The following is a 26,125-nucleotide window of genomic DNA, read 5'->3' as shown; positions in this document are numbered from 1 at the left end:
TACTTAAAATATGGAAAAGAGGTGAACTTCTATGAACTATAATTTAGAGCGGGCGATTAAGGTTAATGTTATTTTTATTTGGTTTTTTTCATTATTTTTGAGTTTGACAGCCTATGTAAATGGCGGTACGACGTATGCGGTTAAGGCTTTAGTGGCCACTATGGGCACGGCAATCATTGCTTCTGTGGTGCGTGTTTTACCACTGCCAAAGCTATTTCGGTGTGAGTTCATAATCTTTTTACCCTTCTTTGCATCGATTACATTATCCATTGTAAACGGTGGCGTAGCAAGAATGTTCAACATTTACATGGTTGCGTTAGTCATGCAAGCATTGTATTTCAGTTACAAAAAAATGTTGTATTCTGGGAGTGCAATGATTGGCATTTTAATTATACTGTACCTGATTAATCCTAACTTTTTGTTAGACAGTGGCATGGGGCTAGGCGATTATATACCTCGAATGGGCGCCTTGACGAGTGCTTTTTTAGTGCTTTTATTGCTGAATAAGTGGGGACAGGAAACGGTAAGTGAAGTTGATATGCAGTCTAAAAAAAATGAACTTTCACTTTCAAAATTAGAGCAAGTATTAGAAAATGTGAGCGTTTCTTCGGTTGAATTAAAGGATTCCACTCAAAGCTGTACTACTAAAATGAAAGATAATAGAGACAGCAACTTGGCGATAAACAACGCTGTTAGAGAACTCGCTGAAAGCGTTGAAAGTGCAGCAACAACGGTAGTCGATATAAACAATAGTGTCAGTGTTTCAGGCAATAACGTTGAGAAGACCAATGAAATTATGAAACTTCTGGACCATATATTCTCGAATTTAAAGCAGGCTTTTGCAGAGAGTCATTTATCGATGACGGCCATGTCAAGCTCAGTGTATAAGATGAACAATACGATGACAGAGAGCTTCGATACAATCAAAGCACTTTCAAAGAGCATGTATGACATTCAGAAGCACATAGAGGGCATTTTATCAATTGCAGAGCAAACAAACCTACTGGCCTTGAATGCATCCATTGAAGCTGCACGTGCAGGTGAACATGGAAAGGGTTTTTCAGTTGTGGCGGAAGAAATCAGAAAATTGTCTGTGGATAGCAGTACTTTTGCAGATGATATTCGCTCAATAACTTCAGAATTAATGCGTGCGACAAAAGAGGCTTTATTGAAAGCAGAGGTTGGACAAGTTGCAATGAATGAAGGCGTGGAAGCAATGAAAACGCTAGACACCAATTTCAAAATTGTAGATGAAAATTTTATGAATGCAAGCAATAATTTCAATGAAGAGTCCCAGCTCATCAAAAAAATATATGAAGAATTCGGCACTATAGAAGATTCTATTGCCAATATTGCTGCAATTTTGCAGGAGAATTCAGCGCATTTTGAAGAAATTGCATCTAGGGTCGAAGTTCAATCAGAGATCACTCATATTGTGACTTCAGAAATTGAGGCCATATCCAAGATTGGTTTACAACTATATGAAAGTGTTCGTGAAGAAAATTAGTGAATTAAAGTTGACAGATTTATAAAAGCACGTTAAGATTATAAATAACTAAATAGAACAGTAGAGGCGCACCGATGAAGAGTAGACGTGTTGATGTATAAGGGTACATATGAGAGACGTTAAAAGGCAAAGGTGCCGAAGTGAATACCACCCATTATGGTAGGATCTGGTTAAATGGTTAATAGCTCTTTGACTGTCATAAGTTTTATGCTTATGGAGTGCTACTTGTGATCAATTTTAGAATTATTTTGTTGCCCACAACTAGCGCTCTGCTAGTTGTTTTTTTATGTAAATCATTAGTATTTGAAGATTCAATAATTATGAGGCTTGTACTCTGAATGCGCGAGTACGCCAAAAAAAGAATAGGAGAAAGATATGGCATTATTTACAGGATCAGGTGTGGCAATTGTCACACCATTTAAAGAAGATTTATCGATTGATTTCGACCGTTTAAAGAGTTTAATTGATTACCAAATAGAAAACGGTTCTGATGCGATTATTATCTGTGGTACGACAGGTGAAGCATCCACTTTGACAGACGATGAACAAATCGCATGCATCAAAGCCGCTGTTGAATACACAGCAGGACGAGTACCCGTTATAGCAGGTGCTGGAAGCAATGATACCAAACATGGGATTAATTTGTCTAAAAGAGCAGAAGAGACAGGTGTAGACGGCTTGTTGCACGTGACGCCTTACTACAATAAAACCACTCAAAAGGGACTATACGAACACTTTAAAGCAATGGCTGAAGCCGTTAATATCCCAATTATTATATACAATGTCCCAAGTCGGACAGGCATGAATATTGCACCAGAGACTGCACTTAAGCTATCTGAAATTGACAATATTGTCGGCATTAAAGAAGCCAGCGGCAATTTTGCCCAAGCGGTTGCTTTGGCACACTTATGTCAGGGCAAATTAGATATGTATTCAGGCGAAGATGATAAAGTGGTTCCTTTACTATCTCTTGGTGGTGTTGGCGTTATTTCAGTGGCGGCCAATGTAGTGCCTCAAAAAATGCACGATATGGTTGCACTCTATTTGGAGGGCAAGCATCAAGAGAGTTTGGCGATTCAATTAGAACTTATTCCGCTTGTCAATGCATTGTTCTGTGAAGTTAATCCAATGCCAGTGAAAGCGGCTCTCAATATTTTGGGAGGTGACTTAAGTGTAGGCCCTTGTCGACCACCACTTACAACCTTAGAAGATCATAATCAAAAGGCTCTAGAGAGCATTATAAAATCAATTTAAGATGCCTAGAATTGAGATTGCGCTTCTATGATCTCAATTTATAAGATATAATCTCAATTATAAGATGATAAATTAAAAGAACTTTTGAAGGATGCCTTACTATGCTTTAATGTGGCTTGGTATCCGTTCAACAGTTCTTTTTTATTGTAAAACTGATTAAGTTTGTCAATTTTAAAGTTCACAAAAGTCGAATTGTCATATCTGACTTTACAAGCTTGCAGCCACTTACGAATTTAAATAATTAGGAATATAGAGTTCTAAGAGGCTTGGTTTTGGAAAAGGTTATCCATGAACTGAGTCTCTTTCAGTTTGGATAAGCACAGACATGCCTTTTGAGCAGATTATAGCCACTGTGAATTTAATTGCGAAATGAGTTTTTACTTACTCTGTTTTTTTTATAAGACCATAAAAGAACAAGTGGATCAACTCTTCAAAGGTATGATTATCAGAGATGAGTAATTCTAAGTTTGACGCGTTTTCCTTTAATCCTCTTCTAAAGGTTTCTACATACAAATAAATTATTTCGTTTGATAGATTTTTTTGGATATAGCCTTCACGTTTTCCTTGCTCGTAGAGTGCAAACATCAATGATTTAATTCTGTTTTTGTAATTTTTTTCTACATATTCTTCAATTTCGCGATCACTTTTAATAAGCTCTTGCAAAAAGGCACCTTTCATATAGAAAACGGAATTAGACTTGGTAGCTATAATTATCTTAAGTTTTTGAAAAAAAGTAAGGTCATCATTAATGACGTTTTGGATGGCATCCACATGCTCATCAAAAATCATCTTGACAATTTCAAGATAAAGACCATTTTTGCTATCGAAATATTTATATATGGTTACTTTAGAAACATTTGCACAGCTTGCAATTTCATCAATACTTACCTTGGAGGCACCATATTTATTAAACAATTCCAATGCCGATTTTTTTATATGATTTTGTTTGTTAATAGCGCGCTTTGTATGTCCATTCATTTTTTTCACCTTTTAAAAACTAAATTATTGTGTACTATTTAAACCATCATAGTTTAGGTTGTTAAAATTGTCAAATGCTGTTTTATGGAAATACAGCATTGACGAGATATATTTCGTGTGATAATATGAACTAAATAAACTGAAAAAGTACATAAAGTTTTTAAAAGATTGAGGAGGCTTAAAAATGAAATTTAAATCTGCAAATTATTTAAAATGGGATACTCATCACCATATTAATCCTAAAATTTATGAAGATGAGCTCAGACAAATGGGAATTGATAAAGTAAATGGTTTGGATCATCCAAAGTGGTCAGAAAAAATGATGATGAAGTGGATGGATGAAATAGGTATAGAGAGAGTTTTTATGTCTATATCCACACCCGGAGTTCACTTTGGTGATGACGATCACAGTAGGAGATTTTGTAGAAGGCTTAATGAATATATGGCAAGCGTATCCAAAAGGCATCCAGATAGAGTTGGTGCATTTGCTGTGGTGCCTTTGCCAGATGTAGAGGGTGCTATTGAAGAACTAAAATATGCTTTGGATGTATTGAAATTAGATGGTATTGGCCTATTAAGCAATCTAAATTTAAATTATTTAGGGCATGAAGGCTTCAGAAGATTCTATGAAGAGGCGGATAAGAGGAACACCGTAATTTATATTCACCCAACTGCACCTGAAATTGCATCGAAATATTATTTGTTAAATTATGTGTATTTCTTTAAACTGGACACAACTCGTACGATAATAGACTTTATGAGAAGTGGTTACCATAGGGATTTCCCAAATATCAAATTTCTACTTTCTCATGGTGGTGGTGTTTTACCAGCGATTTACCCAACACTTATTGAAGCCTTTAAAGCAGAAAATCCAAACATTGAAGCAGAGTTCGAACAATGGAAGTCACAACTATTCGTTGACAATGCACTAATATCCTATTCAGATGAAATGTTGCCAACTACATTTAATTTTTTCGGTGATAATCATGTTGTCTATGGCAGTGATTTATGTTGGGCGCAGAGGAGTTATAAGTATTATATGAAACAGTTTAGCATGTTCAATTTAAATCATGGACAATTTAAAAAGGTGTTTAAAGATAACGTTAAGAGTGTTTTTAAGTCCAAGGAATCGATTGAGTATTCTCCAGTTCATAATATCAAGCCCGAATCATATGGTGAAGAGAAGAAAAATAGAATAAAATATCATTATCACTGTATGCCGAAAAGCGTTATTGAACATTTAAAAAGTGTAAACACCTCTTTTTGCAGTGATAAAATAGAACCTTGGAATGCGAAAAAGGTCCTTAATTGGATGGACAAATCGCATTATGAAAAAGTGATGCTCTCCCTTGAGATACCCGACTTGTGGCAATTAAAGGACGACGCTATCACATCAGTTCTCAGGACCTATAATGAGTCAGTAGCAGAAATAAGAAACAAAAATCCGCAAAAGCTGGGAGCTTTTGGAGCAGTTGACTTTGAAAATGTAGAGCACGCTTTAAAAGAAATCGATTATTGTTTAAATATTTTGAAATTGGATGGCATATGCATTTATGTGAAAATGGTTGGCAAACTCTATGGAGAAATGTTTGATGACAGATTACTAAAGAAACTTATGTTATCTGGTGTTCCTGTTTTAGTTCATCCTAAAGCGTCCAGTGGCATGCCCATTTTCAATGTAAATTATCTTGATTCTGCAGTATTTGCATTTGCCATGTTGTACATGGATCAATATGAATATCTAAAGCATACGGATTTTATTTTAACTCATACAGCCGGATTAGTAAGATTTTTGGCAAGACCTGTAGGTGTCATGCATTATGTAGATCCGCACAAGCATAAAGCCAGAAAAGGACAGGCCCTGGTCGACATCTATATAACCCAAAAAGAGACGGGTGCTCATTATTTGAAAAATGTAAAGATTGATGATTAGCATTTATAAATCAATGAACGATGATGTTAAAAGAACTGTATGCACAGGCAGATTCAGCAGAAAATTGCAGGAAACGATCAATCCTAAAGATACGTTGAATTGTGTGGAAGCAGTGCCGGTAATTTGATTTAAAATCTGATTTGTCTATAATCAATAAATTGTAAGCAAGAGATCAATTTTCTAATTTTTTAGTAGGTGAGCATTTGTAATTCGATAGATAGTTTGTCGTTATAAAACATAGCAATATCTGAGTTTTCAATTTCAATTAAATGTCCTTTTAATTGAAATTGATTTTCTTTAGCATAATTAAAAAAATGTTCGATCATACGATCTAGTTCTCTTTCCTCTTTTATCAAAAATTGATAGGAGAGATATGCCCCTTCTTTAAGGATATAGTCTCTGATATTATCGGATTCGATGCAAATGTGCAAATGATTTTTGGTAATTAGCGTAATGAAATCATTGCGATAAACATGTTCTACTTTATTGGATTTATACAACAAATTATAGAGATTTCTGGCATTAAAAGAAAAACTTGGATCTGTCTTTTGTATGAGCGATAAATGCCTTTCAGGGAGATTTTTAATGGTAAACGCATTCATATACTTTTGATTGGACTTTGCTTTCTTGATGATTTTTGCAGTCGAATCTTTAAGCATTTGTAGTGCATCAATTTGTTTTTCAATGTCTACTATAGATTTTTCCAATGTATCTATATAATCATCGGGCAAAAAAGTAGCAAATTGCTTTTTTATATCAGAAACAGAAATGTTTAGCCTGCGCAACAACAAAATATGAGAAAGGATATATATTTGTTCAATACCATACATTCGATACCCGTTTTCATCGATATAGCTTGGGTATAAAACGCCTTTCTCTTCAAAATATCGAATCTGATGGGTTGAAACGTCCATCAGATTTGCAAATTCACCGATAGTAATCTCTCTTTTCATAATGATCGATTCTCCTCTTGACATTAGGTCAGACCTAAGGTTTAAACTCATTGTATAATGACGCATAAGATTAATCAAGTTGAGGGACTGCAATTTATGCGTGGCTAAGAGTATATAAAACCACAATTGAGCTCTATATTTAAGAGGAGGAAGAGAATGGACTTAAGTATTAAAATTAGAAATTTCGAAGAAGAGGATTTTGAAGCAGTTGTAAAAATATTGGCGTCTTCTTTTAAAAATAAATTTCATGCCTTAACCAATTTATCGGATGAAATGATTTTACAATTATTAAAGGATTCAGGCGTTATAGATAGACTACCTTTTGAGGGATATTTAGTAGGAGAGATACAAAACCAAGTTCAGGGCGTCATGTTGCTCAAATGGCAAAAGCAAATACGCCCTAGAAAAGAGCGGCTGAGTTTTATAAAACTATCTGAAAAATATGGCGTTTTAAATATCTGTAAATTTCTTTTTGGATTTATAATTTTACAAGAAGCCCTTGATGAAGGTGAATGCTATATTGAGCATATTGCCGTAAACTCTGAATTCAGAGGGTGTGGACTGGGCACGGTGCTTTTAGAATATGGGAAAGAATGGGTCAAAAAGACCCCTGATTTAGATCAATATACTCTGTATGTTGCAGCGCATAATAGAAGAGCGATTAACTTGTATGAAAGGCAGGGCTTTCGAGTTAAAAAAAGCCAAAGCAGTCTTTTAACAACTTTATTGTTGGGGGAAAAAGCGTGGCATTACATGATGTATATAAATTGATACACTTCAATCACTATGTTAAGCATTGTAAACAAATAAATGCTTGAATGATTCTCTATTTTACCCAAAATGAGCTCAGGTGCAAAAAATAAAAGATCGTGTTAAAATGAATTAATCAAAGTAATCTGAAATTTATAATAGCGGCGTGATTTTTTATGTACGTATATTTTATGTACGTACATTTTATGTAAGTCTAATTAAGCAGAATAATTCAATTATGGTTAATATGGAAACAAAAAGGAGTATATAAATGAAAATAGGAGTCATTGGGCCTAAAGATTCAATCGAAAAAGTTATAAATGTCGAGAAAGAGTACGGCGGAATTGAGTTTGTTTATTATGAAGCACATACTTTGAAAGATAGTATCGGCGTTGCAGAGAAATGTCAAGAAGAAACAGATGGTATATTGTTTACCGGATGTGGGATATACGATCATGTTAGCCAAATGATATCATTATATAAGCCTAATAAATTTACGCCTCACAATGAAACCAGTTTATTTACATTGATTCTTAATGAAAAAAATATAGAAATACAAAATTGCAGTATAGACATTATTGAAGAAAACATTGTAAGAGATATTGTTGCAGAATCAAATCTAAAAAAATGTTCAGTACTACCGCGAAATCCTAAGTTTACAGAGGAAGATTACATAAAATTCCATGATGAAAACTGGAATAGCGGTGATTTTGATGCAGTGTTTACTTGTTTTAGCGCCATCTATGACTATTATAAAAAAAGGGAAATTCCAGTTTATAGACTATACACAACGAAGTTTGCAATAAGAAATACGATAAGCCAATTGATAAGCGATATCAAAAATAAACAAATAGATGATTCAAAAATTTCTGTACAAGTAATAAAAATATACGTATCAGAAAACTACAGAAGAACAAAATTAGATGATCTGGACAAAGTATTAGATTTCGAAAAAGAATTGATTACTTATCTAAGAACGATAAATGGCGCTATTTTTAACTTTAGCTGGAATGAGTTTATAATATTTACAACAAAAGGATCTATAAAGTCTCTAGAAGCAAAGAGCATGTTTCATAAAATTATCACAAAAAGCAAATTTCGAATATGTTCAGGCGTTGGCATTGGCAACAATGCTTCAGAAGCCGAGTACAACGCTTTTGAAGCATTAAAGTACTCTGAGGAGAATAAAGAAAATTGCTTGTTTTTTATGAATGAGGATCAAGTCGTTGAAGGCCCTATATTAGAGCCAAATAATCTTTCGTATAGCAGTAACACAATGAATACTAATTTGGAAGAAATATCAAAAATAACAGAACTTAGCACTAACTTTCTCCAAAAAATCAGTAGTGTCATAAAATTATATGGAAAAGATTGTTTTACATCTGCTGAATTAGCAAATTATTTAGGAATTGGTGAACGCAGTGGCAGAAGAATATTAAAAAAACTAGTGGATGGAGGGTATGGTAGCATAGTTGCAAGTAAGAACAAACCAGGTGCAGGACGACCTACCAATATAATAAAAATAACTGGGTTATAGCGGACAAAGTACACCGGGCAAATTAAAATTGTCCGGTTTTTTAGTTGAATTTAAATGAAGTTATCAGAATTTTCTTGACATATAATTCTACCTACAGTATTCTTAATTAAGGCACATTAAGTACAATGTCCATAATTAAAAAGGGGGGATTTCAAATGAGTGAATCAGCAAAGAAACCATTGGGAAAAGTGAAAAATGCAAAAAAATGGTACAGTAAAATACCAAACGCTTATGTCATGTTATTTTTTATATTAATAATTATGAGTGTATTAACATTTATTGTACCGTCGGGTGAATTTCAAAAGGAAATGATGAGCAATGGAAGAATGGGGGTTGTTCCAGGGAGTTACTCAGTAATTGAAAAAACATCAGAAATGAAGGTTACGTTGTGGGGTCTGTTTAGAGCTATACCTGTGGGATTAGTTGAGGCAGGAAGTGTAATGATGATCGTATTTCTAGCAGGTGGCATGTTTGAAGTGTTCGAAAAAACAGGTGTAATTGAAAACAGTATAGGTATTGCGGTTAAAAAAATTGAAGAGAAAAATGTTTCAAAATCTTTAACTATAACAATACTGACGTTAGTTTTTGGATTTTTTGGTGCCTCAGTTGGTTTTGAAAATCTAATACCATTTGTGCCTTTGGGCGTAATGGTAGCACTTGGCCTTGGCTTTGATTTAATGGTTGGTGCTTCAATAGTTGTAGGTGGTGTTGGTATTGGATTTGCAACATCTCCAATAAATCCATATACAGTAGGTGTTTCACAAGAAATTGCAGGATTACCTACCTTTTCAGGCATGGGGCTTAGAGCAATGTTTTGTTTAACCGCTTTATTAGTCTTATCCCATCATACCGTTAAATACTCGAAAAAAATTACGAAAGATCCCTCAAAAAGTTTTGTTAAAGGCATTTCTACAGAGGGACTGAATATTGATAAGAGTAAAATGGACTCATATCATTTAGATAGCAGAGGAAAGCTTATATTTGCAATCTTTTCATCTTTTATTGCAGTCGTAATATTTGGTGTCGTAAAGTATAAATGGTATTTAACAGAAATATCGGCGTTATTTATATTATATGCAATTATAATAGGTATTGTTGCTAAATTTGATTCAGATGAAATCGTAAATACCTTTATAAGTGGTTGCTCAAAGATTGCTGGTGGAGCTCTTATTGTAGGTTTTGCAAGAGCGATCTCAGTCATTATGACACAAGGCAAAATTGCTGATACAATAATAAATTCACTGGCTTCACCATTATCTAATTTTCCACCGGTTTTATCGGCAATATTGATGACTTTAGTACAAGGTGTGATCAATTTCTTTATTCCTTCAGGAAGCGGGCAAGCAATGGCTACAATGCCAATTCTTATACCGCTTAGTGATATTATTGGTGTAAATAGACAAACAGCTATATTAGCATTTCAAATAGGTGATGGTCTGATAAATATGATAATACCAACTTTGGGCGGACTGCTTGCAATGTTGGCATTAGCAAGAGTTCCTTTTGATAAATGGTTTAGATATATATTTTCATTAATTTGCAAATTGTATATAGTTGGCTGGGTTTTCTTAGGCGTAGCTGTTGTGATTAATTGGCAATAAAAATTAAAATTGAGGTCTAGTTATGAGCGCTAAAATATTAGCAGAAAAAATAAACAAGTATACAAAAGAGTATAAAGATGAAGTCATTTTAATTAGAAGACAACTACATCAAATCCCAGAAATAGGAGATGATTTACCTAAAACAAGGGCGTTGATCTTAAATGAGTTGAAAAAATATGATGTAGAAATTCAAGAAAATGTAGGGAATAATGGCATCGTAGCAATAATAAGAGGTGGTTCTGAAGGTAAAACGGTTGCCTATAGAGCAGATATGGATGCACTTCTAATATTAGAACAAAACGATTTAGAATATAAATCTATGCATGAAGGCAAAATGCATGCATGTGGTCATGATGCTCATGTTGCAATCGCCCTGTCAATAACCAAAGTGCTATCTTTGTTAAAGGACGATATTAAAGGCAATATAAAAATCATTTTTCAGCCAGCTGAAGAAACCAGTGGTGGCGCGTTTAACATGATAAATGATGGTGCGCTAGACAACCCCAAAGTAGATTATATATTGGGTTCACATATGTGGCCCAGCATTGAAAGTGGGCAATTGGGACTTCGCAGTGGTCCCTTAATGGCTGGTACTGATATATTAGAAATTAATATTCAAGGGAAAGGGGGTCATGGGGGAATTCCACATAACGCAATAAACCCTATAGTCGTTGGAAGCAAAATAATCAATGAAATAGAATCAATAAAAAACTATTTTATTAATTCAAGTGAAAGAGCTGTCATTAGTATATGCTCAATTAACAGCGGAACAACTAACAACGTCATTCCAAATACAGCTACTATATTAGGAACTGTAAGATCATTTTCTAAAGATACACAGGAAATTATAATAGACCAACTCAAGAAAATAACAAATAATATATCCGATATTTATGGCGCAAAATGTGAGTTAATATATAAAAAAAATTTTCCGCCTACAATTAACAATGAATACGTAATAGATGAAATAAAAAAGGAACTAAAAAACCACGGTCTTGAAGATTGCATAAATCATGTGAAAGAAGCCTCTATGGGCGCGGAAGATTTTAGCTATTTCTTGAATCAGATTCCAGGGGCGTTCATATTTATTGGTACAAGAAATGAATCCAAAAACATAACGCACGAAATTCATAATCCCAATTTCAAAGTTGACGAAGATGTATTAGAATTTGCATCAGCGACTTTGTGCAAGATACTATTGGCATTTTTAGAAAAGTAATAAAAAATTAAATTTTATAAAAATAAGTGTAAAACTGAAGGCAAATATACAAGAAAAAAGAATATCCTTTAAACTAGAAACGCTACTGGTCATTGATTTAATGAAAAGTAGCGTTTGTCTATATTTTATTTCTTTTAAAATTCCAGTTCTATGCTTTTCTACCACGTTCGTCAGAGTGTTCATAAAAATATTGAATTCTTGTGATTGTGGCTGAAAATCCTTTTCTTTAGATAAACGTTGCCCTACAGGTTCTTTGGTACATGATAATGGCTGCAATGAAAATAATGACCGCAATGATCCAAGCTAGAGATATTATAGAAACAGGTAGCAACCAATGAAGCAAAACAGGCAAGGCAACTGTTGTCATGCAGACCATATTGGTGACAATGACGGGGAGACTTTGTTTTACCACGATCATCTCATTTCCCCACGCATAATTCGGATATTTCTTGTTAAGAGCAATGCCGAATACGGCGGTAAATACTGAATAGGCGATAGGAATGAGCAGCACGCTCACATTCTGAAATAGATTCATCTTCAGACGCACCATAATGGACGCCACGGCCAAAAGATAAGCAAATCCATGTAAAGTCAGATTGACTGCAAGTTTACTGTTCAAAATTTGTCTAACGGAAACCGGAGCACTTTGCAAAATCCAGATGTTTTTCCCCTCCAGCGAAATTGAGGATGCCGCAGGACAGCTTAACGAAAGCATCGCGGCAATTAAAATGGGGGCATACGTGGAAAGAAAACCATTCATATCCTCAATGCCGACATATTGGCCCAAGCGATCTAACGGCATGATGAGCAGACATATGCTGAAAAGACTTAGCATGATCACACCGAGCCCCGTATTTAAAACTGCCATGTAGGAATTGAAAAACCGCCCAAACTCTTTTTTGTAAAGTGCGGCAAATTGAGATTGCTTTTTGATCCCCGCTCCGCCACCGGCAGTATATTTTGAGGATGTGCTTGCAAGCGCATTGAGGGTATCGTACTTTACCGATACCAGCCTGATGAAAAGAACGAACACAAAGGCAGATATTGCAATAAATATTCCTAAACCAACCGAAGCCGGGAAGACCGTATGCTTCAGAAACAGTTTTGACAAGGGATACAGGCCGGTCACTTGACTTGCAAGCATAGCGCCAAGGTCTTCAATATTGTTTCCCGAATGCATGCCCAAATAACTGATATATCCAATTAGGCCTAGGGCTGCAAAGGAAAAAATCAAAGAAAAAATATTTCTGTTTTTAAAATGGGAGGAAGCAAGTACCACTAACAGCCCGATAAAAGAAGCAAGACACATAGGTATAAACGGGACAAAAAATATGGATATAAAATACAATGCAAATTGAAGAATATCCCACGGGGTATGCATAATCCACACAATTCCGCCTGAAACCATAAATAGAAAGCTAAAAATAAAATTCAGCAGGTACATAAACAAAAATTTGCTGCTGATGAGCTCATGCAGCTTTACAGGTAGAGCCAACAACATATCCATATCTCGGCTTCCGAATAGAATGCCATTGGAGCGAAGCATCGTTAAAATTAAAGTTGCAAAGCTGGATACGGCAACCATATACGCAGGTATTAAATCCTGTTCTCCCATACGCGCCAATGCTTGTGCAGTCAATACATTATAGATGCAAAAGAAAATTAGCAGCATTGCCAAGCTCAATCCCACAATGATGATCATCTCCTTTTTGTTTTTGGATTGCTTCATTTCATTGAGCGAAAAGTAGTTGATGATTTGCGTTCGGAGCAATAAATATATTCTGTTCATCAGCTTTCCACCTCCATAAAAAAAGCTTCTAACGATTGATTCCCTTTAATCTCTTCGATCGGGCCACTTGCGATCAGCTTACCTGTTTTAATAACGGCGACTTTATTGCAGAGTTTTTCCACCACATCAAGAACATGAGTTGAAAAGAAAATTGCTCCGCCGTTTGATACGCATTCCTTTATGACTTGTTTCAATAAAAATGTTGCTTTTGGGTCAAGTCCAACAAATGGTTCATCCAAAATCAAGAGTTTAGGCGAGTGAACTAAAGCAGAAATAATCGCAGTTCGCTGCTTCATTCCATGAGAATAAGAAGATATAACATTTCCTAGATTTGGCGTCATTTCAAACAAATCCCCATATTCTTTTATGGCCTGTGCCCGTTGGGAAGTCGAAACATTGTATAAATCCGCTACGAAGTGAATGTATTGATAACCTGTCAAATGCTCGTATAAATCGGGATTATCTGGAATATAGGCAAGCACGGCTTTACAAGCTAAAGGATCTTTTTTAATGGAATGACCGTCTATATTGATTTCACCTTCATCAAAACTATGGATACCCACTACCGCCTTGAGCGTCGTTGTCTTTCCCGCGCCATTTGCGCCGATAAATCCAAAAATATCTCCGGCTTCAATGGACAGAGTCAAATTATCAACGGCTTTCTTTTTGTTGCTAAAAGTTTTGGTCAAGTTTTTAATTTCTAAGATTGGCATAATAAGTTCTCCTTAACTGACAAAATGTCAGTATGTGTTCTGAAAAAACCAATGATAAAATACCATTGGCTTTTTTAATTGTTAAAGATGTCTGAATTTGCATTTAACGAGCATTCTAATAGATCTTTATATGCTGCTACATACTGTTTTTGCTGATCGACATCCAAGGAATTTACATCATTGGAAACAAAGACATAGCCGTGCATCAAAAAAGAAGCTGTTTCTAGAGGATATGTCACATGAAATACACCTTCTGAAATACCTTGTTCAATGATGTGTGCGAAATACTCAGTTACGATACCGGAAACCTTATGTGCAAAGCGATCCATTAAATAGCGGTTTTTATGCAAATCAACGGTTTTTTGCAATGCCATCATGTTGGCGGTGACTGTATTAGGCGAAATTAAAGTGGCTTCCACAAAGGCGCGAACCTTTTCTATAGCGGTCTTTTCATTATAGGCGATGGTAGACAATCGCTGCAATAATGGTTCTGAATACCTTTCTACCAGACAATAAAGTATATCTTCCTTGTCTTTAAAATGGTAGTACAGCAAGCCGCGAGATATTTTGACTTCATCTATAATATCCTGAGTCGTTGTTTTCAAGTAACCCTTTTCTGAAAACAAGCGTAATGCAGCTTCCATAATTTCAGTTCTGCGAACTTCCGGTTCTTTCACATCCCGCATACAATCACCTCTATAATGACATTATAAAACACGGACTGACACTTTGTCAATTGTTTTATAGACTTTTATTTTTCAGGATAAAAGCAAGTGATACAAATACCGTAAGGAGTTCGGCCAATGGAACTGCAATCCATACGCCCATCACATCTAAAAATTGCGGTAATATGAGCAAGGCAATGGAGATGAAGACAAATGTTCGCAAGGCTGAAATGATGGCGGATACTCTACCATTGGATAGGGCAGTAAATGTAGCGGAAGCAAAAATATTAAAGCCACAAAATAAAAAGCTGATCGGGAAAATTAGAAAGCCCTGGCGTGCAGTTTCGTAGACAGGTGTTCCGATTGGTGAAAAAATACGCACAAGAGGCGAACCAAGCAGCATTGCAGTGGCAAAAATAACAATAGATATAACGCAAATAAACAATAGGCAAATCCGGAAAATCCTTTTTAAACGATCATAATTTCGACTGCCAAAGTTATAGCTGATAATAGGGGCAACACCCATTGAAAAGCCAATGAACAGGGCTGTCAACAAAAATTGCGTGTAAATAATGATTGTAATGGCGGCAACACCACTTTCACCGAGCAGTTTCATCATCGTCCTATTAAACAAAAATGTGGTAATGGCTGTTGCAATCTGGCTGACCATTTCTGAAAAGCCGTTTGAACTACTTTCCCATAATACATGAAAATCAACAATGGGCTTTTGAAATTGCAAAGTGCCTTTTGCTTTCAAGAAAAATAAAATCCCTATTATGGATGGTATCATGTATCCTATGCCTGTGCCAAATGCCGCCCCAGCAATGCCCATGTTCATGGGAATGACAAAGATGTAGTCAATCAGTAGATTGATTATGCCTGCACCAATGGATAAGGTCATTCCAAAACCAGGTTTTCCTGCTGTTACAATCAAATTTTGAAAAAGCAGTTGCATCATACAGGCAGGGGTAAACATTAGCAAATTTGAAAGGTATTGTTTACAGTAGGGGAATAGCAATTTACTCGCTCCCAATCTCCAGATCATGTTGTCAATCAGCAGATGACCTGTTATCGCTACGATTATGCCGACAATAGCCCCAGCTAAAATAATCAATGTAAAATCCTGTGAAGCACGTTTGGCATCACCTTCTCCCATTTTTCTTGCAACGATTGCGCTGCCTCCAGTTGCCAGCATTGTCCCAAGACCAACAATGATATTGATAACAGGGGTAACGATATTTAAAGCAGATAATGCATCTGTGTTAACAAAACGAGCTATGATAATGGTATCACCAATGGTATACATTCCCATGAAAAGCATCATCACGATTGTTGGAAATGCAAATTGTAAAAGTGAGCTCAGGGTAAAATCTTTTGCAAGTGGATTATTCACAATCGTTACCCTCCAAGTCCGATTTTTGGAGGGTGAACTTTTGAGTGGGATAGCCAAATTCTACGAGTAGCTCCGCTTCGGCAAAGCCGAGTTTCTGAAATGCTTTTCGATAGCCGAGGTCAGCTTTATCACCCTCTCGAAAAGTCGTAATGCTTATTGGAACATCTTTCAGAAGTTCATCTAATGCCTTTTGCATAAAAGCTTTGGCAATATCTTTTTTACGGTATTGTGGGTGTATTCCCAAAAAATCAATACTCCCAGTGTTATTGTTAAATGTCATTGCACCAATGATAATGTCTCCATCTTTCATGATCATGGCTTGTTTTTTACAAATATAGTTTTTTAATCGCTCTAAATAGTCATCTTCATTTAAATATGGAAAACCGTCCACAACAAGTGAGAGCAAGTTCATCCACGCCGGAATGTCATTTTCCTCTGCAAAAACAATATCCTCTTGCCAATCAATTTCTGTGCTTATTTTTGTGGGATGATTGTTCAAAACATAGCGCAGCTGCAATGGATAAAATTCTCCGGATTCTCGATATTGGTTGGGAGACTTTTTATAAATCAACTTAAAAGGAGTTGTAAATGCTTGCTGGCTTTCGTATCCTGCAATCAGTGCAATTTCAATAATGGGTTTGTCGGAAAATACGAGAAGTTTAGCAGCTTCGGTTAATTTACGTCGTTGCACATAGTCATGAATAGTCAACCCCACCGTGTCTGTGAAAATACGATGTAAGTGATATTTAGAGTAGTGAACAGCATTTGCAACGATATCTAAATCAAGCTTGTCTGTTAAATGGTTTTCAATGTAATCTATTGCGGCAGTTACATTTTTAATATTCATATGCATTGCGACGGCCCCCTTTCTGGATATTATTATATCAAATGGATGTAGATGATTTTTCATCATTCTTGCTATCTTTCATGTACAAGATGCGTCGATCACTGCACCTGTTAATGTTTTGAAGGAAAACGCATATATATTTAGTTGTGGTGATTATGTGTATCCAGAATACAAAAATATATACTATTGATTTAATTAAATCCATTTACAAAAGGAAATCAAAAAGATATAATTTGTTTATGGAACGCAACTCCGCATAAAAGAACAATTATTGGTGAATCAAATTATCTACAATCGGTGTCTTAAAAAAGGGCTTTAATTTTGTAAATATACTGGACTGATATGCCGTTATGGATGTGTATGGCGATGATAAAAACCTAAAATAGAATTAGGGGGGAGATTAAAGAAAATGGATAAGATAATGAATAGACCCAATAATGAGAGAATGCTCTCTCGCTTTATTGAAATTGCAGGAATACCTGGCGAAAGTAAAAATGAACTTAAAATAGCGGAATATCTTAAATCAGAATACGAATCACTGGGTTTTACCGTGAAATTTGACAAGGCGAATGAGATCATAGGCGGAAATATAGGCAATCTTTATGCATATTGGGAAGGCGTAGACCAAACTGTTCCGCCAATACTTTTTAGTTGTCATATGGACACCATATTCCCAGTTCATGATTTGAATGTCGTTATTGAAGATGGAAAAGTCCATTCTGATGGAAAAACTATACTTGGTTGCGATGATAGAGGTGCAGTAGCAGCCTATTTAGAAGGCATTAAAATGATTCAGGAGACCAATGTGACATGTGGTCCAATAGAAGTAATATGCAGTATAAGTGAACAAAGAGGTCTTTTGGGCGCTCGTAATTTGGATAACAGCCTTGTACATGCCAAAGATGGTTATGTATTTGATCATGATGGTGACTATGGCAAACAGATCGTATACTGGAATGGGTACAGTTATTATGTAGATATCGAAATTTTTGGACCACAAAAACAGAATGGACATTTTGTACTTAACACAGGCGCTACAAATGCTTTTGTGATTGCAGCAGATTTTTTAAAATCAGTAAAACTGGGAGATGTTGATGAGTACACAAAGGCAAACCTAGGCTTAATAAACGGTGGTGAGGGTAGAACGATTGTACCGGCAAGTGTTAAGTTAGAGGGAAATGTAAGATCTTTAACTAAAGAAAATCTCGATAAACAACTTAGCCATATTAAAGATATTGCAGAAAGTGTTGCTGGAGGGTATGGAGGTCATGCAGTGGTTGAAATACGTAAATCATTTGACGGCTATAAGCTTGAAGAAAATAATCCTCTTATACAATGTGCGATTATGGCTTCCACTGCTCTCGATATAGAATATCATTTGGAAGAAACCATGGGTGGAGCTGATGCAAATGCTTTAAGAGAACATGGCATCAATGCCATGACTATGGGATCGGGTTTTCAATTAATACACACAACTGACGAATATGTTACATTAGATAATTTGTACGTGAGTGGACCTTATATATCTGCTTTAATACAGGCATGGTATCTTTTTCATAAAAAAATGACCTAAATGTGTAGTATGCTAAATTAGGTTCAATCAATAGGACTATCCCAAATCAGGCGTTAAATGCTGAAAGGGATAGTTCTTTTTTATTCAAAAATAAAAAAGGTGGACGCCAGAGAATCCACCTGAATATAACCGAGTTGCGATGCAAAATTATAGCGATGAGGTTTTGCATCTACAATGCATTGAGGCATATAGGTTAATATGCCTCAATGCGTTGGTAATTAATTGATTTGATAATAAAATTTTTTTGGAATACAATTTTGACTTCAGAGCTCAAAGGTTATTGATTTAAAAAATCTAATGCGAATTGGACTGTGACCGCTACGCCATTTTTCATAGCAGATTCATCAATATCAAATTTCGGATTATGATTATATTCTCCCGATCCCAATGCTTCATTATCAAGACCAATAAAACCATAAACACCAGGACATAAATCCAAGTACATTCCAAATGTTTCTGATCCATTTAATGGCTTACCATCTACTAATTTGTCTTCGCCCAGAGCTTTTTTAACTGAACCCGATGCAATATTAGATAATATAGGATCATTAGTTACTGGATTTAGAATTAGATTAAATAAAACTTCGGATTTACAGCGATGTGCTTCAGCTGTATGCGTCACTATACGAGAAAGCGCTTCTTTAAAGGCAGAAATTAATTCTTTTTTGAAGCATCTAAAACCACCTTTAATTTCTGCTGTTTCAGGAAACACATTACCTGTTTCACCTGCGTGAACTCTGCCAATATGCAGAACAACAGCTTCATTTGGATCTAGTTCTCTTGTGGTAATGGCGTTAATGCCGATAAGAACGTTGGCAAGACATTGAATCGGATCAATCGCTAAATCCGGTCTAGCACCATGTCCCCCTTTACCATGAATTAAGATGTCAAATACACATGCTGCTGCCATACGCGGACCGGGATCTACGCAAACGGAGCCACTAGGGAAATGGGGATGAAAATGGAGGCCCCATGCGGCATCTATTTTTTTGTTTTTTAAAACATGAAGCATAGGGTTTATTCCAGTTCCATTTTCTTCACCTTGTTCAAAGCAAAATAGTATAGTACCGTTTATTTGATCTTTCATTTCAACCAACGTTTTCATGGCGCCAAGCAACATTGCTGTGTGAGCATCATGACCACATACATGGGAGACACCATCAATTTCGGACACTACAGTTTTTTCTTGGACAAGATTACATTTATCTTCTTGTACAGGCAATGCATCAATATCAGCTCTTAGCATAACTGTTTTTCCATCATTATTTCCTTTAAGAGTGGCAAGAATTCCATATTCTCCAACGACTTCATAAGCCACATTCATAGATTTAATCTCTTCAATAATGATTTTTGAAGTTCTTTTTTCATTGCCACCAATTTCTGGATTTCTATGCAAATCGCGTCTTATATCAATTACATATTTTTCATACTTATCGCCAATCATTATACTTTCCTCCATTTATATCATTTTTACCATAACTCCAGCTAAGATTACAGAAGCTATTGTAACACTAACAAAACCTGCCACAAGCATTTTTGGAAGAATGGAATCCAAAATGGCCTTTCTTTCTTCTTCATTTTGTCCTTCTGCGGTAGATACTTCATTAGAAAGTATATAGGTTCCTGGAAAACCAAACAAAGCAGAAGAACCTATTGCAAATGAGATGCCCCAGCTATAGCCCAAAAACTTACCCGCGACAATAGAGAAAATTGCAATGCCAATAATACCTAATATTAAACTGCCAAATAAGGGCACTAAAAGAGAATATACAGCTTGTGGTGTTGCAGTTGAAAGGTTATTATATGCCAATAATAGAGCCAAATTTACAACAAACCCAAAGGTGTTTGCCTTAACCATTGCATTTTTTTCTAAAAATCCAATTTCGCTAAAAATGACCCCTGCAATTAAGCAAATTACCATTTTATTTATGACACCATTGAGTAGAGCGGCAATTTGAAAGCTCAACAAGGTAACAAGTGCTAGTTTAGCTAAAATAATGGCTGAAGTTTGTAATTCTACAGGAAGCTCTGGAATTAATTTTCGTTTTTCAACAGGCTCTTCAACTTTTGAATGAGATTTCTCTTCTGCATTGGTGTCAAGTTTATTCACTCTGAAAGCACTCGATATTTTTTTAGCTTCTGCTTTTAAGCAAATAGAAGCAATGGGATACCCAAATAAAAATTGCAAAGATAATAATAAAGTTGCAAACAAAGCAATTTCAGGTAAATTTTGTGCTTTTGCTGTTTCACTTACCAGAAGTGATGCAACAAGTCCGCCTGAAATTGGAGGTGCCGCAGATATTGCATAAACCTTCCCGATAAGAGGCGAACCAATGAGTATTAAAATAGCGGCTATTCCTATGATTGAAGCTAATGAGATCACGACTGTTTTCCATTGTTTTGCCAATTCTTTAATGCTTATAATAGTCCCCATATGAGTAATCATAACCCCTATCATAAGAGCTGCTACTGGTAACAAATTAGAATCAACAAATATGGTCTTTGGCAATCCGAGCCAAAAACCTACTAAAAATACGACTGAAGAGAAAACGATCATTGATATTATTGCTTTTGTTTTGTAGGCCACATAATCGCCTATACCAAGAACTACAAATATAATTGTAAAAGCCAAAGTACTGTCCATCTGTTATCATTCTCCTTTTAAATTTAAATTTTTAGTTAGTTTTAAATTAACTAGTAATCATTTGGACTGCTTAGAAGCTACCTAGGATGTTTTAACTGAATTTCTATTTGATGTGGGTATGGAATTTTGCTCACAACCTTTGAAAAGCAACAAAGCTGCTCTAAATTTAATCTATCTGGTCAATCGGTTTAAAGGTGAATCTTTTTTTCAAGAAACTTACTATTTACAGATTTAAAAAACTTAATAAACTTAATAAACTGTGAACTAATACAGTTTTCCCCTACAGTTTCCCCCCTCTAATTTTATTTGTAAACTTAAGTTTCTTTTATACGGAACGCAGTTCTTGTTATGTATTCTATCACTTTTGATTTTGTTTTGCAATAAATGAATGATTAATTATGGAGAGAAACTAAATTAAATGCTCAGATAGAGAAGACAAAAATGTATAAAAGATCTTAAAATGTTGAAGCTTAGGTTTAAATAGTGTATATTAATCTTAACCATAAAAAGTTTATCAATATTAGTAAACTGATTATGAAAATAGCATTGGAGGAATAATTTTGGATAAATATAAACTTCAATCAGTAGATAATGCATTAATGATTGTAGACATGATTTCGGAAGAAGGCACTGAACTCGGCATATCGGAAATTAGTAGAAGAACAAATTTAGGAAAAAGTACAGTTCATCGTCTTTTAAGTACTTTAGGGAGCAGAGGATATGTCATTCAAAATTCCGATACTGGAAAATATAAATTGGGTATTAAATTTGTAAATATTGCCGCAGGCATTTTAAATAATCAAAATATTATTAAAGAGTGCCGCCCCTATTTAGAAGAGTTGAGTTTTATAACAGGCGAGACTATACATTTATCTTTTTATAACAATGGAGAAATAACTTTTGTAGACAAAATAAAAGGAAAAAATCCTTCTGTCATGGGCTCAGTCATTGGTTCGGTTAAATCAGCTTATACGACATCAATGGGAAAAGTATTTCTCGCATATTTAAGCGAACAAGCACTGCATGACTATTTAGAAAATGTAGTTTTGCGACCATATACGCCTTATACCATTACCAATATTGAAGAGTTGAAAGAAAATATTGAGAAAGTTAGAGCTCAGGGGTATGGTGAAGATCAGCAGGAAGCTGAAGAAGGTCTTGTTTGTATTGCAGCACCTATTTTTGACAGAGGGGGCGAAGTTATTTCTGCCATAAGTGTATCTGGTGCGGCCAGTAGAATAAATGAGAATAAAGCGCATATTGTTGAACAAGTAAAAAAATATGCGGCTATTTGTTCAAAATCTTTTGGAGGGACTTTCAATAGCAATAGAAAAAAATTATAGGTCAAAGTTTAAGCAGCGAATAATGAAATCGTTGCTTTTGTTTTTTTTGAAATCACGCAGAGCATTGTAAAGCGTTGAAATATTATTTACAAATCAGATAATGACATGTATAATTTTATGAAAGAACGTTGTTCTTTATAAAAGAATCTATCTGTTTGAGTCTGCAAAAAAATCTAAAAATAATGTTGTAAAGGAGGATATGCTAGATTTCCAATAAATTTAGCAAAAATGATATGAAAATTTATGTAGTTGGTTCAGGCGCTATGGGGAGTCTCTTTGGAGGTTTATTGTTTGAAGGCAATAATGAGGTCACACTAATTGATGTTTCAAAAGCGCACATTGATGCAATAAATAGCAATGGTCTATTTTTGACAACGGGAATGGAAGGCTCGCGATCTATAGGCATTCCTGCAAAATATGCTCATGAAATTGATGAGTTTCCTGATCTCATTTTAATTTTTACAAAAACAATATACACTTCTTCAGCTTTAAATTCTGTTAAGCATCTTATAGGATCGGAAACCCACATTATGACTTTGCAAAATGGATTAGGTAATGTTGAAATCATTGAGGCATTTGTTAATAGGGAAAAAATCATTGTTGGTATGACAAATTATCCAAGCGATTTAACCAGTCCAGGTAAGGTAAGTTCTTTAGGTGAGGGTATTGTGATTGCTATGAATGCATCCGGTCGCATAGATGCCTTTTTAGAAAAAATTTGTAGTACATTTAACAGCTCCAAATTAAATTGTAAGATTACCCCAGATGTATTTAAATATATATGGGAAAAAGTTGCTTTTAATGCTGCACTTAACACAATTACAGCGGTTCTAAAGCTAAAAATTGGGGATATGTCTTCGACTGAGGAAGGGCGGCACCTTGTGTTCAAAGTTGCTGAAGAAGTTATTAAAGTTGCAAATAGAAAAGGTATCCCTGCAGATATAGAGGGTGTAAAACAAAATTTGGAAATGGCTTTTAATGAGCATGGAGACCATATGCCGTCAATGCTGCAAGACGTAATGGCCAAAAGAAATACGGAAATAGACTTTATTAATGGCGCAGTTTTAAGAGAAGCTAAGTTACTCGATATTGAAATTCCAGTTACCAAAACCTTATATGAATTGATTAAAGTTATAGAACAACGTTATGAAAAGAACTTATCTTTATGAAAAGAATTTATAATGTTAGAGCATTTGAATGCTGTAATCAGGGAGGCGATATATGTGAAAGACATTATTACTGTATCCGTTGTAAATTTCAATGCTGTGTGGGGGGATGTTGAAAATAATCGGAAAAGAATATTGAATTATGTTGAAAATGCAGGAAAACAAGGCGTTGATCTACTCGTTTTTCCTGAAACTGCTCTTACTGGGTATGATAACGATTGTAGTAATGAAAGAGCGGAAAAGATGCATAGAAGATTAGCTGAAACTGTTCCAGGTAAAACTTCTATGCTTGTTGCTGAAATTTGTAAAAACTATTCTATGTATGCTGCTTTTGGTTTGGCAGAAAGAGATTCAATTGATCAAACAAAGGTTTATAATTCTGTTGCAGTCTGTGGTCCAAAGGGTGTAATAGGCTCAAATAGAAAGATACATCTGCCGTTTACAGAAATGGAATGGGCAGATAATGGCAGTAAACCCATGCTGTTTGACACTGAATGGGGGCCAATAGGCGTTGGCATATGCTATGACGTTTACGAATTCCCAGAAATAACGAGATATTGCAGAGCAATGGGGGCTCGCTTGTTTCTGAATTGTACGGCAATTGGGACCATGGAAAGTGGTGGTGCAGGTGGTTATGCAGGCAATCTTTCACTTCAGTATCTTGTGCATTGTAACAGCATGTATATCGCATCATCCAATCTTTTCGGCTTAGATAAGACCACTTTTTTTATGGGTGGATCCAGTATAATTGGACCATCTAGTATATCGCCAGAAGTTTTTTATTACGCAGGTAAAAAATTTTTAGATGAGGGTGCAGCAGAGGGAACTGTAGAGACGGCTACAATTGATTTGTCATTGACAAATAGATCATTTATATCGCTGATTTTTGAAAATGAAAAAACAGGTGTTTGCGATTGGCGACCTGAAGCATATCAAAAATGGTATGCAGATGTCCTTAAAAAATACGCTTTGAGCAAGAGCTCTGAATAAAAATAGCAGTTAGAATCAATTTTTTTAAGAAGGGTGGTTTTATTGTGAAAATAAAAGATTTAACAGGTCTTTCAATTGTTGAATGCAAATATTGTGATGCCTATTGGTATGTTGAAACAGGTGAAAATGAACCCAAAATGATTTCTTCAATTAGAGAGTTTGAGCAGCCTAGAGATGTTGATTTATATCATCTTTGTGGCGTTTATCATAAGGCGAAAGTCCCCTTTGAAGTGCATGAAGTAAATTATGAAAATTATAAACAGTATGAGCCACATGTAGGATTGCCTTTAAATTTTTCTGATGAAGTATATGCAGGTATTAAGAAAGGCAATGCAGTCTTGGTTGCTGGAGGCTATTGCGTATATGCACCTGCTGTTGTTGGTGGCATACAACGAGCAATAGGTGAAGATAAAAAAATAGGTATCATTTGGATTGATGCGCATGCAGATAATCAGATCCCAGAGACAACTCAAAAATCGTCAGTGACTATGGTTGGAATTCCCCTTTCCACAATAGTTGGACAAACGAGCGATGAATGGAGAAAAGAAGCTTGCGGATTAGTGAAACCTTGTTCTGGTAAAAACGTTATTGCCAGTGATTTAAGAATATCTGATGAAGAATCGGATAGCAATCTAAAGGCAGCCCAAATCGTGCACATAGATTCAGCTTCTTTTGAAGACGAGTCTATATGGAAAAAATCGGTTGATGAACTCGCCAAAAAAGTAGATGTGATTTATATATCGATTGATGTAGATATACTTAAATCAGAATTTATTCCTGCATATGAGAAAGTCGTTCCGGGTGGACATGATATTAATGTCGTTATGAACAACGTGCGTCTAGTCATGGAAACCAACAAGGTTATTGCATTTTCAGTTTTCTGTGTGGATTTTGATCATTACGAGAATAATGGGGAATACACGTATCTTAGTGGTATGAAAATTATTGGAGCTGCCCTTGAAAAATGGGGAAAGATGCCTTGCCTTGATTAGAATTGTTAATTGATAGAAAATGTAGTATTTTAGACCGATTCAAACTGAATTAGAATATATGAAAAAACCTAAAACACATTAGAATAGTTGTGTTTTAGGTTTTTTTTTGATTAAAACAACAAGAGTTGAGCCGAAAGATGAGGCTTTAATCGGAAAAATCATAAGCCTAAATGTTGGTGACGCGCATTTTTTTCACCAAGCTTGGCAATTGGAAACTTATTAAAAAATGTTATTGAAATTATGAATTAAATGTGATATATTCTAAGAAAATTCATATA

21 protein-coding genes and 1 riboswitch are annotated in these 26,125 nt (G+C 35.3%); of the genes, 12 read left to right on the top strand and 9 right to left on the bottom strand.

The features are described from left to right. Nucleotides 1–31: 31 nt before the first annotated feature. Nucleotides 32–1,507, top strand: a complete 1,476-nt coding sequence (locus ISU02_RS03765) for a methyl-accepting chemotaxis protein (protein ID WP_194700453.1) — start codon at nt 32–34, stop codon at nt 1,505–1,507. Between the two features lie 53 nt (nt 1,508–1,560). Beyond that, nucleotides 1,561–1,739: riboswitch (Lysine riboswitch) on the top strand. Between the two features lie 143 nt (nt 1,740–1,882). Continuing rightward, nucleotides 1,883–2,761 carry a 4-hydroxy-tetrahydrodipicolinate synthase gene (gene dapA / locus ISU02_RS03760; protein ID WP_194700452.1) on the top strand — a complete coding sequence of 293 codons (879 nt, stop codon included), beginning with the start codon at nt 1,883–1,885 and terminating at the stop codon, nt 2,759–2,761. A 381-nt stretch (nt 2,762–3,142) separates the two neighbouring features. On the opposite strand, the gene ISU02_RS03755 is transcribed toward dapA, so the two are convergent. Continuing rightward, on the bottom strand, nt 3,143–3,739 hold the full coding sequence (locus ISU02_RS03755; RefSeq protein ID WP_207736172.1) for a TetR/AcrR family transcriptional regulator: 597 nt from the start codon (nt 3,737–3,739) through the stop codon (nt 3,143–3,145). A 184-nt stretch (nt 3,740–3,923) separates the two neighbouring features. On the opposite strand from ISU02_RS03755, the gene ISU02_RS03750 reads away from it, so the two are divergent. Further along, nucleotides 3,924–5,672, top strand: coding sequence for an amidohydrolase family protein (locus ISU02_RS03750; RefSeq protein ID WP_194700450.1), 1,749 nt, complete (start codon nt 3,924–3,926; stop codon nt 5,670–5,672). Nucleotides 5,673–5,860: 188 nt separating this feature from the next. On the opposite strand, the gene ISU02_RS03745 is transcribed toward ISU02_RS03750, so the two are convergent. Beyond that, nucleotides 5,861–6,625 (bottom strand): helix-turn-helix domain-containing protein, encoded by a 765-nt coding sequence (locus ISU02_RS03745; RefSeq protein WP_194700449.1) that lies wholly within the window; start codon nt 6,623–6,625, stop codon nt 5,861–5,863. Nucleotides 6,626–6,781: 156 nt separating this feature from the next. Here ISU02_RS03745 and ISU02_RS03740 point away from each other — a divergent pair, with 156 nt between their 5' ends. From ISU02_RS03740 to ISU02_RS03725, 4 genes are all read left to right on the top strand, one after another. Beyond that, nucleotides 6,782–7,396, top strand: a complete 615-nt coding sequence (locus tag ISU02_RS03740) for a GNAT family N-acetyltransferase (protein WP_194700448.1) — start codon at nt 6,782–6,784, stop codon at nt 7,394–7,396. A 250-nt stretch (nt 7,397–7,646) separates the two neighbouring features. After that, on the top strand, nt 7,647–8,912 hold the full coding sequence (locus ISU02_RS03735) for a hypothetical protein (protein ID WP_194700447.1): 1,266 nt from the start codon (nt 7,647–7,649) through the stop codon (nt 8,910–8,912). Between the two features lie 155 nt (nt 8,913–9,067). Further along, complete coding sequence (locus tag ISU02_RS03730) at nt 9,068–10,513, top strand: YfcC family protein (RefSeq protein WP_194700446.1); 1,446 nt, start codon at nt 9,068–9,070, stop codon at nt 10,511–10,513. A gap of 22 nt (nt 10,514–10,535) precedes the next feature. Further along, on the top strand, nt 10,536–11,732 hold the full coding sequence (locus ISU02_RS03725; RefSeq protein ID WP_194700445.1) for a M20 metallopeptidase family protein: 1,197 nt from the start codon (nt 10,536–10,538) through the stop codon (nt 11,730–11,732). Nucleotides 11,733–11,958: 226 nt separating this feature from the next. Here ISU02_RS03725 and ISU02_RS03720 read toward each other — a convergent pair whose 3' ends face one another. From ISU02_RS03720 to ISU02_RS03700, 5 genes are all read right to left on the bottom strand, one after another. Then, nucleotides 11,959–13,521 carry a hypothetical protein gene (locus tag ISU02_RS03720; RefSeq protein WP_194700444.1) on the bottom strand — a complete coding sequence of 521 codons (1,563 nt, stop codon included), beginning with the start codon at nt 13,519–13,521 and terminating at the stop codon, nt 11,959–11,961. Continuing rightward, a complete protein-coding gene (locus ISU02_RS03715; protein WP_194700720.1) occupies nt 13,521–14,228 on the bottom strand; it encodes an ABC transporter ATP-binding protein in 708 nt (235 codons plus the stop codon). The genes ISU02_RS03720 and ISU02_RS03715 overlap by 1 nt, the downstream gene beginning before the upstream one ends. Nucleotides 14,229–14,308: 80 nt before the next feature. After that, nucleotides 14,309–14,920, bottom strand: coding sequence for a TetR/AcrR family transcriptional regulator (locus tag ISU02_RS03710; protein ID WP_194700443.1), 612 nt, complete (start codon nt 14,918–14,920; stop codon nt 14,309–14,311). A gap of 55 nt (nt 14,921–14,975) precedes the next feature. Then, the gene (locus tag ISU02_RS03705; RefSeq protein WP_194700442.1) at nt 14,976–16,292 is read right to left on the bottom strand and encodes an MATE family efflux transporter; all 1,317 of its coding nucleotides are present in this window, start codon (nt 16,290–16,292) and stop codon (nt 14,976–14,978) included. Beyond that, nucleotides 16,285–17,145, bottom strand: coding sequence for a GNAT family N-acetyltransferase (locus ISU02_RS03700; protein ID WP_194700441.1), 861 nt, complete (start codon nt 17,143–17,145; stop codon nt 16,285–16,287). Before ISU02_RS03700 ends, ISU02_RS03705 begins: the two co-directional genes overlap by 8 nt. 403 nt (nt 17,146–17,548) lie before the next feature. Between ISU02_RS03700 and ISU02_RS03695 the strand changes: the two genes are divergently transcribed. Further along, complete coding sequence (locus ISU02_RS03695; protein WP_194700440.1) at nt 17,549–18,712, top strand: M20/M25/M40 family metallo-hydrolase; 1,164 nt, start codon at nt 17,549–17,551, stop codon at nt 18,710–18,712. 277 nt (nt 18,713–18,989) lie between these two features. Here ISU02_RS03695 and ISU02_RS03690 read toward each other — a convergent pair whose 3' ends face one another. Together ISU02_RS03690 and ISU02_RS03685 are read right to left on the bottom strand one after the other, a co-directional pair. Then, on the bottom strand, nt 18,990–20,156 hold the full coding sequence (locus ISU02_RS03690; RefSeq protein WP_194700439.1) for a M20 metallopeptidase family protein: 1,167 nt from the start codon (nt 20,154–20,156) through the stop codon (nt 18,990–18,992). Between the two features lie 15 nt (nt 20,157–20,171). Next, nucleotides 20,172–21,356: a hypothetical protein gene (locus ISU02_RS03685; protein WP_194700438.1), complete on the bottom strand. Its 1,185-nt coding sequence runs from the start codon at nt 21,354–21,356 to the stop codon at nt 20,172–20,174. A 560-nt stretch (nt 21,357–21,916) separates the two neighbouring features. On the opposite strand from ISU02_RS03685, the gene ISU02_RS03680 reads away from it, so the two are divergent. The 4 genes from ISU02_RS03680 (at nt 21,917) to ISU02_RS03665 (ending at nt 25,847) form a co-directional block, all read left to right on the top strand. Next, nucleotides 21,917–22,699: an IclR family transcriptional regulator gene (locus ISU02_RS03680; RefSeq protein ID WP_194700437.1), complete on the top strand. Its 783-nt coding sequence runs from the start codon at nt 21,917–21,919 to the stop codon at nt 22,697–22,699. 233 nt (nt 22,700–22,932) lie between these two features. Further along, nucleotides 22,933–23,868, top strand: coding sequence for a ketopantoate reductase family protein (locus tag ISU02_RS03675; RefSeq protein WP_194700436.1), 936 nt, complete (start codon nt 22,933–22,935; stop codon nt 23,866–23,868). A gap of 54 nt (nt 23,869–23,922) precedes the next feature. Then, on the top strand, nt 23,923–24,855 hold the full coding sequence (locus tag ISU02_RS03670) for a carbon-nitrogen hydrolase family protein (RefSeq protein ID WP_194700435.1): 933 nt from the start codon (nt 23,923–23,925) through the stop codon (nt 24,853–24,855). Between the two features lie 44 nt (nt 24,856–24,899). Further along, nucleotides 24,900–25,847 carry an arginase family protein gene (locus ISU02_RS03665; protein ID WP_194700434.1) on the top strand — a complete coding sequence of 316 codons (948 nt, stop codon included), beginning with the start codon at nt 24,900–24,902 and terminating at the stop codon, nt 25,845–25,847. Nucleotides 25,848–26,125 lie beyond the last annotated feature (278 nt).

The organism is Fusibacter ferrireducens (genome assembly GCF_015352425.1).
In the GTDB taxonomy this organism is placed as follows: domain Bacteria; phylum Bacillota; class Clostridia; order Peptostreptococcales; family Acidaminobacteraceae; genus Fusibacter_A; species Fusibacter_A ferrireducens.
Note: the sequence above shows the minus strand (reverse complement) of the source record. Positions and strands in the feature narration are given on the sequence as shown.

Bases quoted from the DNA above. Each gene is read 5' to 3' on its own strand.
- ISU02_RS03765 (WP_194700453.1), top strand. From the start codon at position 32: ATGAACTATAATTTAGAGCGGGCGATTAAGGTTAATGTTATTTTTATT.
- dapA (WP_194700452.1), top strand. From the start codon at position 1,883: ATGGCATTATTTACAGGATCAGGTGTGGCAATTGTCACACCATTTAAA.
- ISU02_RS03755 (WP_207736172.1), bottom strand. From the start codon at position 3,739: ATGAATGGACATACAAAGCGCGCTATTAACAAACAAAATCATATAAAA.
- ISU02_RS03750 (WP_194700450.1), top strand. From the start codon at position 3,924: ATGAAATTTAAATCTGCAAATTATTTAAAATGGGATACTCATCACCAT.
- ISU02_RS03745 (WP_194700449.1), bottom strand. From the start codon at position 6,625: ATGAAAAGAGAGATTACTATCGGTGAATTTGCAAATCTGATGGACGTT.
- ISU02_RS03740 (WP_194700448.1), top strand. From the start codon at position 6,782: ATGGACTTAAGTATTAAAATTAGAAATTTCGAAGAAGAGGATTTTGAA.
- ISU02_RS03735 (WP_194700447.1), top strand. From the start codon at position 7,647: ATGAAAATAGGAGTCATTGGGCCTAAAGATTCAATCGAAAAAGTTATA.
- ISU02_RS03730 (WP_194700446.1), top strand. From the start codon at position 9,068: ATGAGTGAATCAGCAAAGAAACCATTGGGAAAAGTGAAAAATGCAAAA.
- ISU02_RS03725 (WP_194700445.1), top strand. From the start codon at position 10,536: ATGAGCGCTAAAATATTAGCAGAAAAAATAAACAAGTATACAAAAGAG.
- ISU02_RS03720 (WP_194700444.1), bottom strand. From the start codon at position 13,521: ATGAACAGAATATATTTATTGCTCCGAACGCAAATCATCAACTACTTT.
- ISU02_RS03710 (WP_194700443.1), bottom strand. From the start codon at position 14,920: ATGCGGGATGTGAAAGAACCGGAAGTTCGCAGAACTGAAATTATGGAA.
- ISU02_RS03700 (WP_194700441.1), bottom strand. From the start codon at position 17,145: ATGCATATGAATATTAAAAATGTAACTGCCGCAATAGATTACATTGAA.
- ISU02_RS03695 (WP_194700440.1), top strand. From the start codon at position 17,549: ATGGATAAGATAATGAATAGACCCAATAATGAGAGAATGCTCTCTCGC.
- ISU02_RS03690 (WP_194700439.1), bottom strand. From the start codon at position 20,156: ATGATTGGCGATAAGTATGAAAAATATGTAATTGATATAAGACGCGAT.
- ISU02_RS03685 (WP_194700438.1), bottom strand. From the start codon at position 21,356: ATGGACAGTACTTTGGCTTTTACAATTATATTTGTAGTTCTTGGTATA.
- ISU02_RS03675 (WP_194700436.1), top strand. From the start codon at position 22,933: ATGAAAATTTATGTAGTTGGTTCAGGCGCTATGGGGAGTCTCTTTGGA.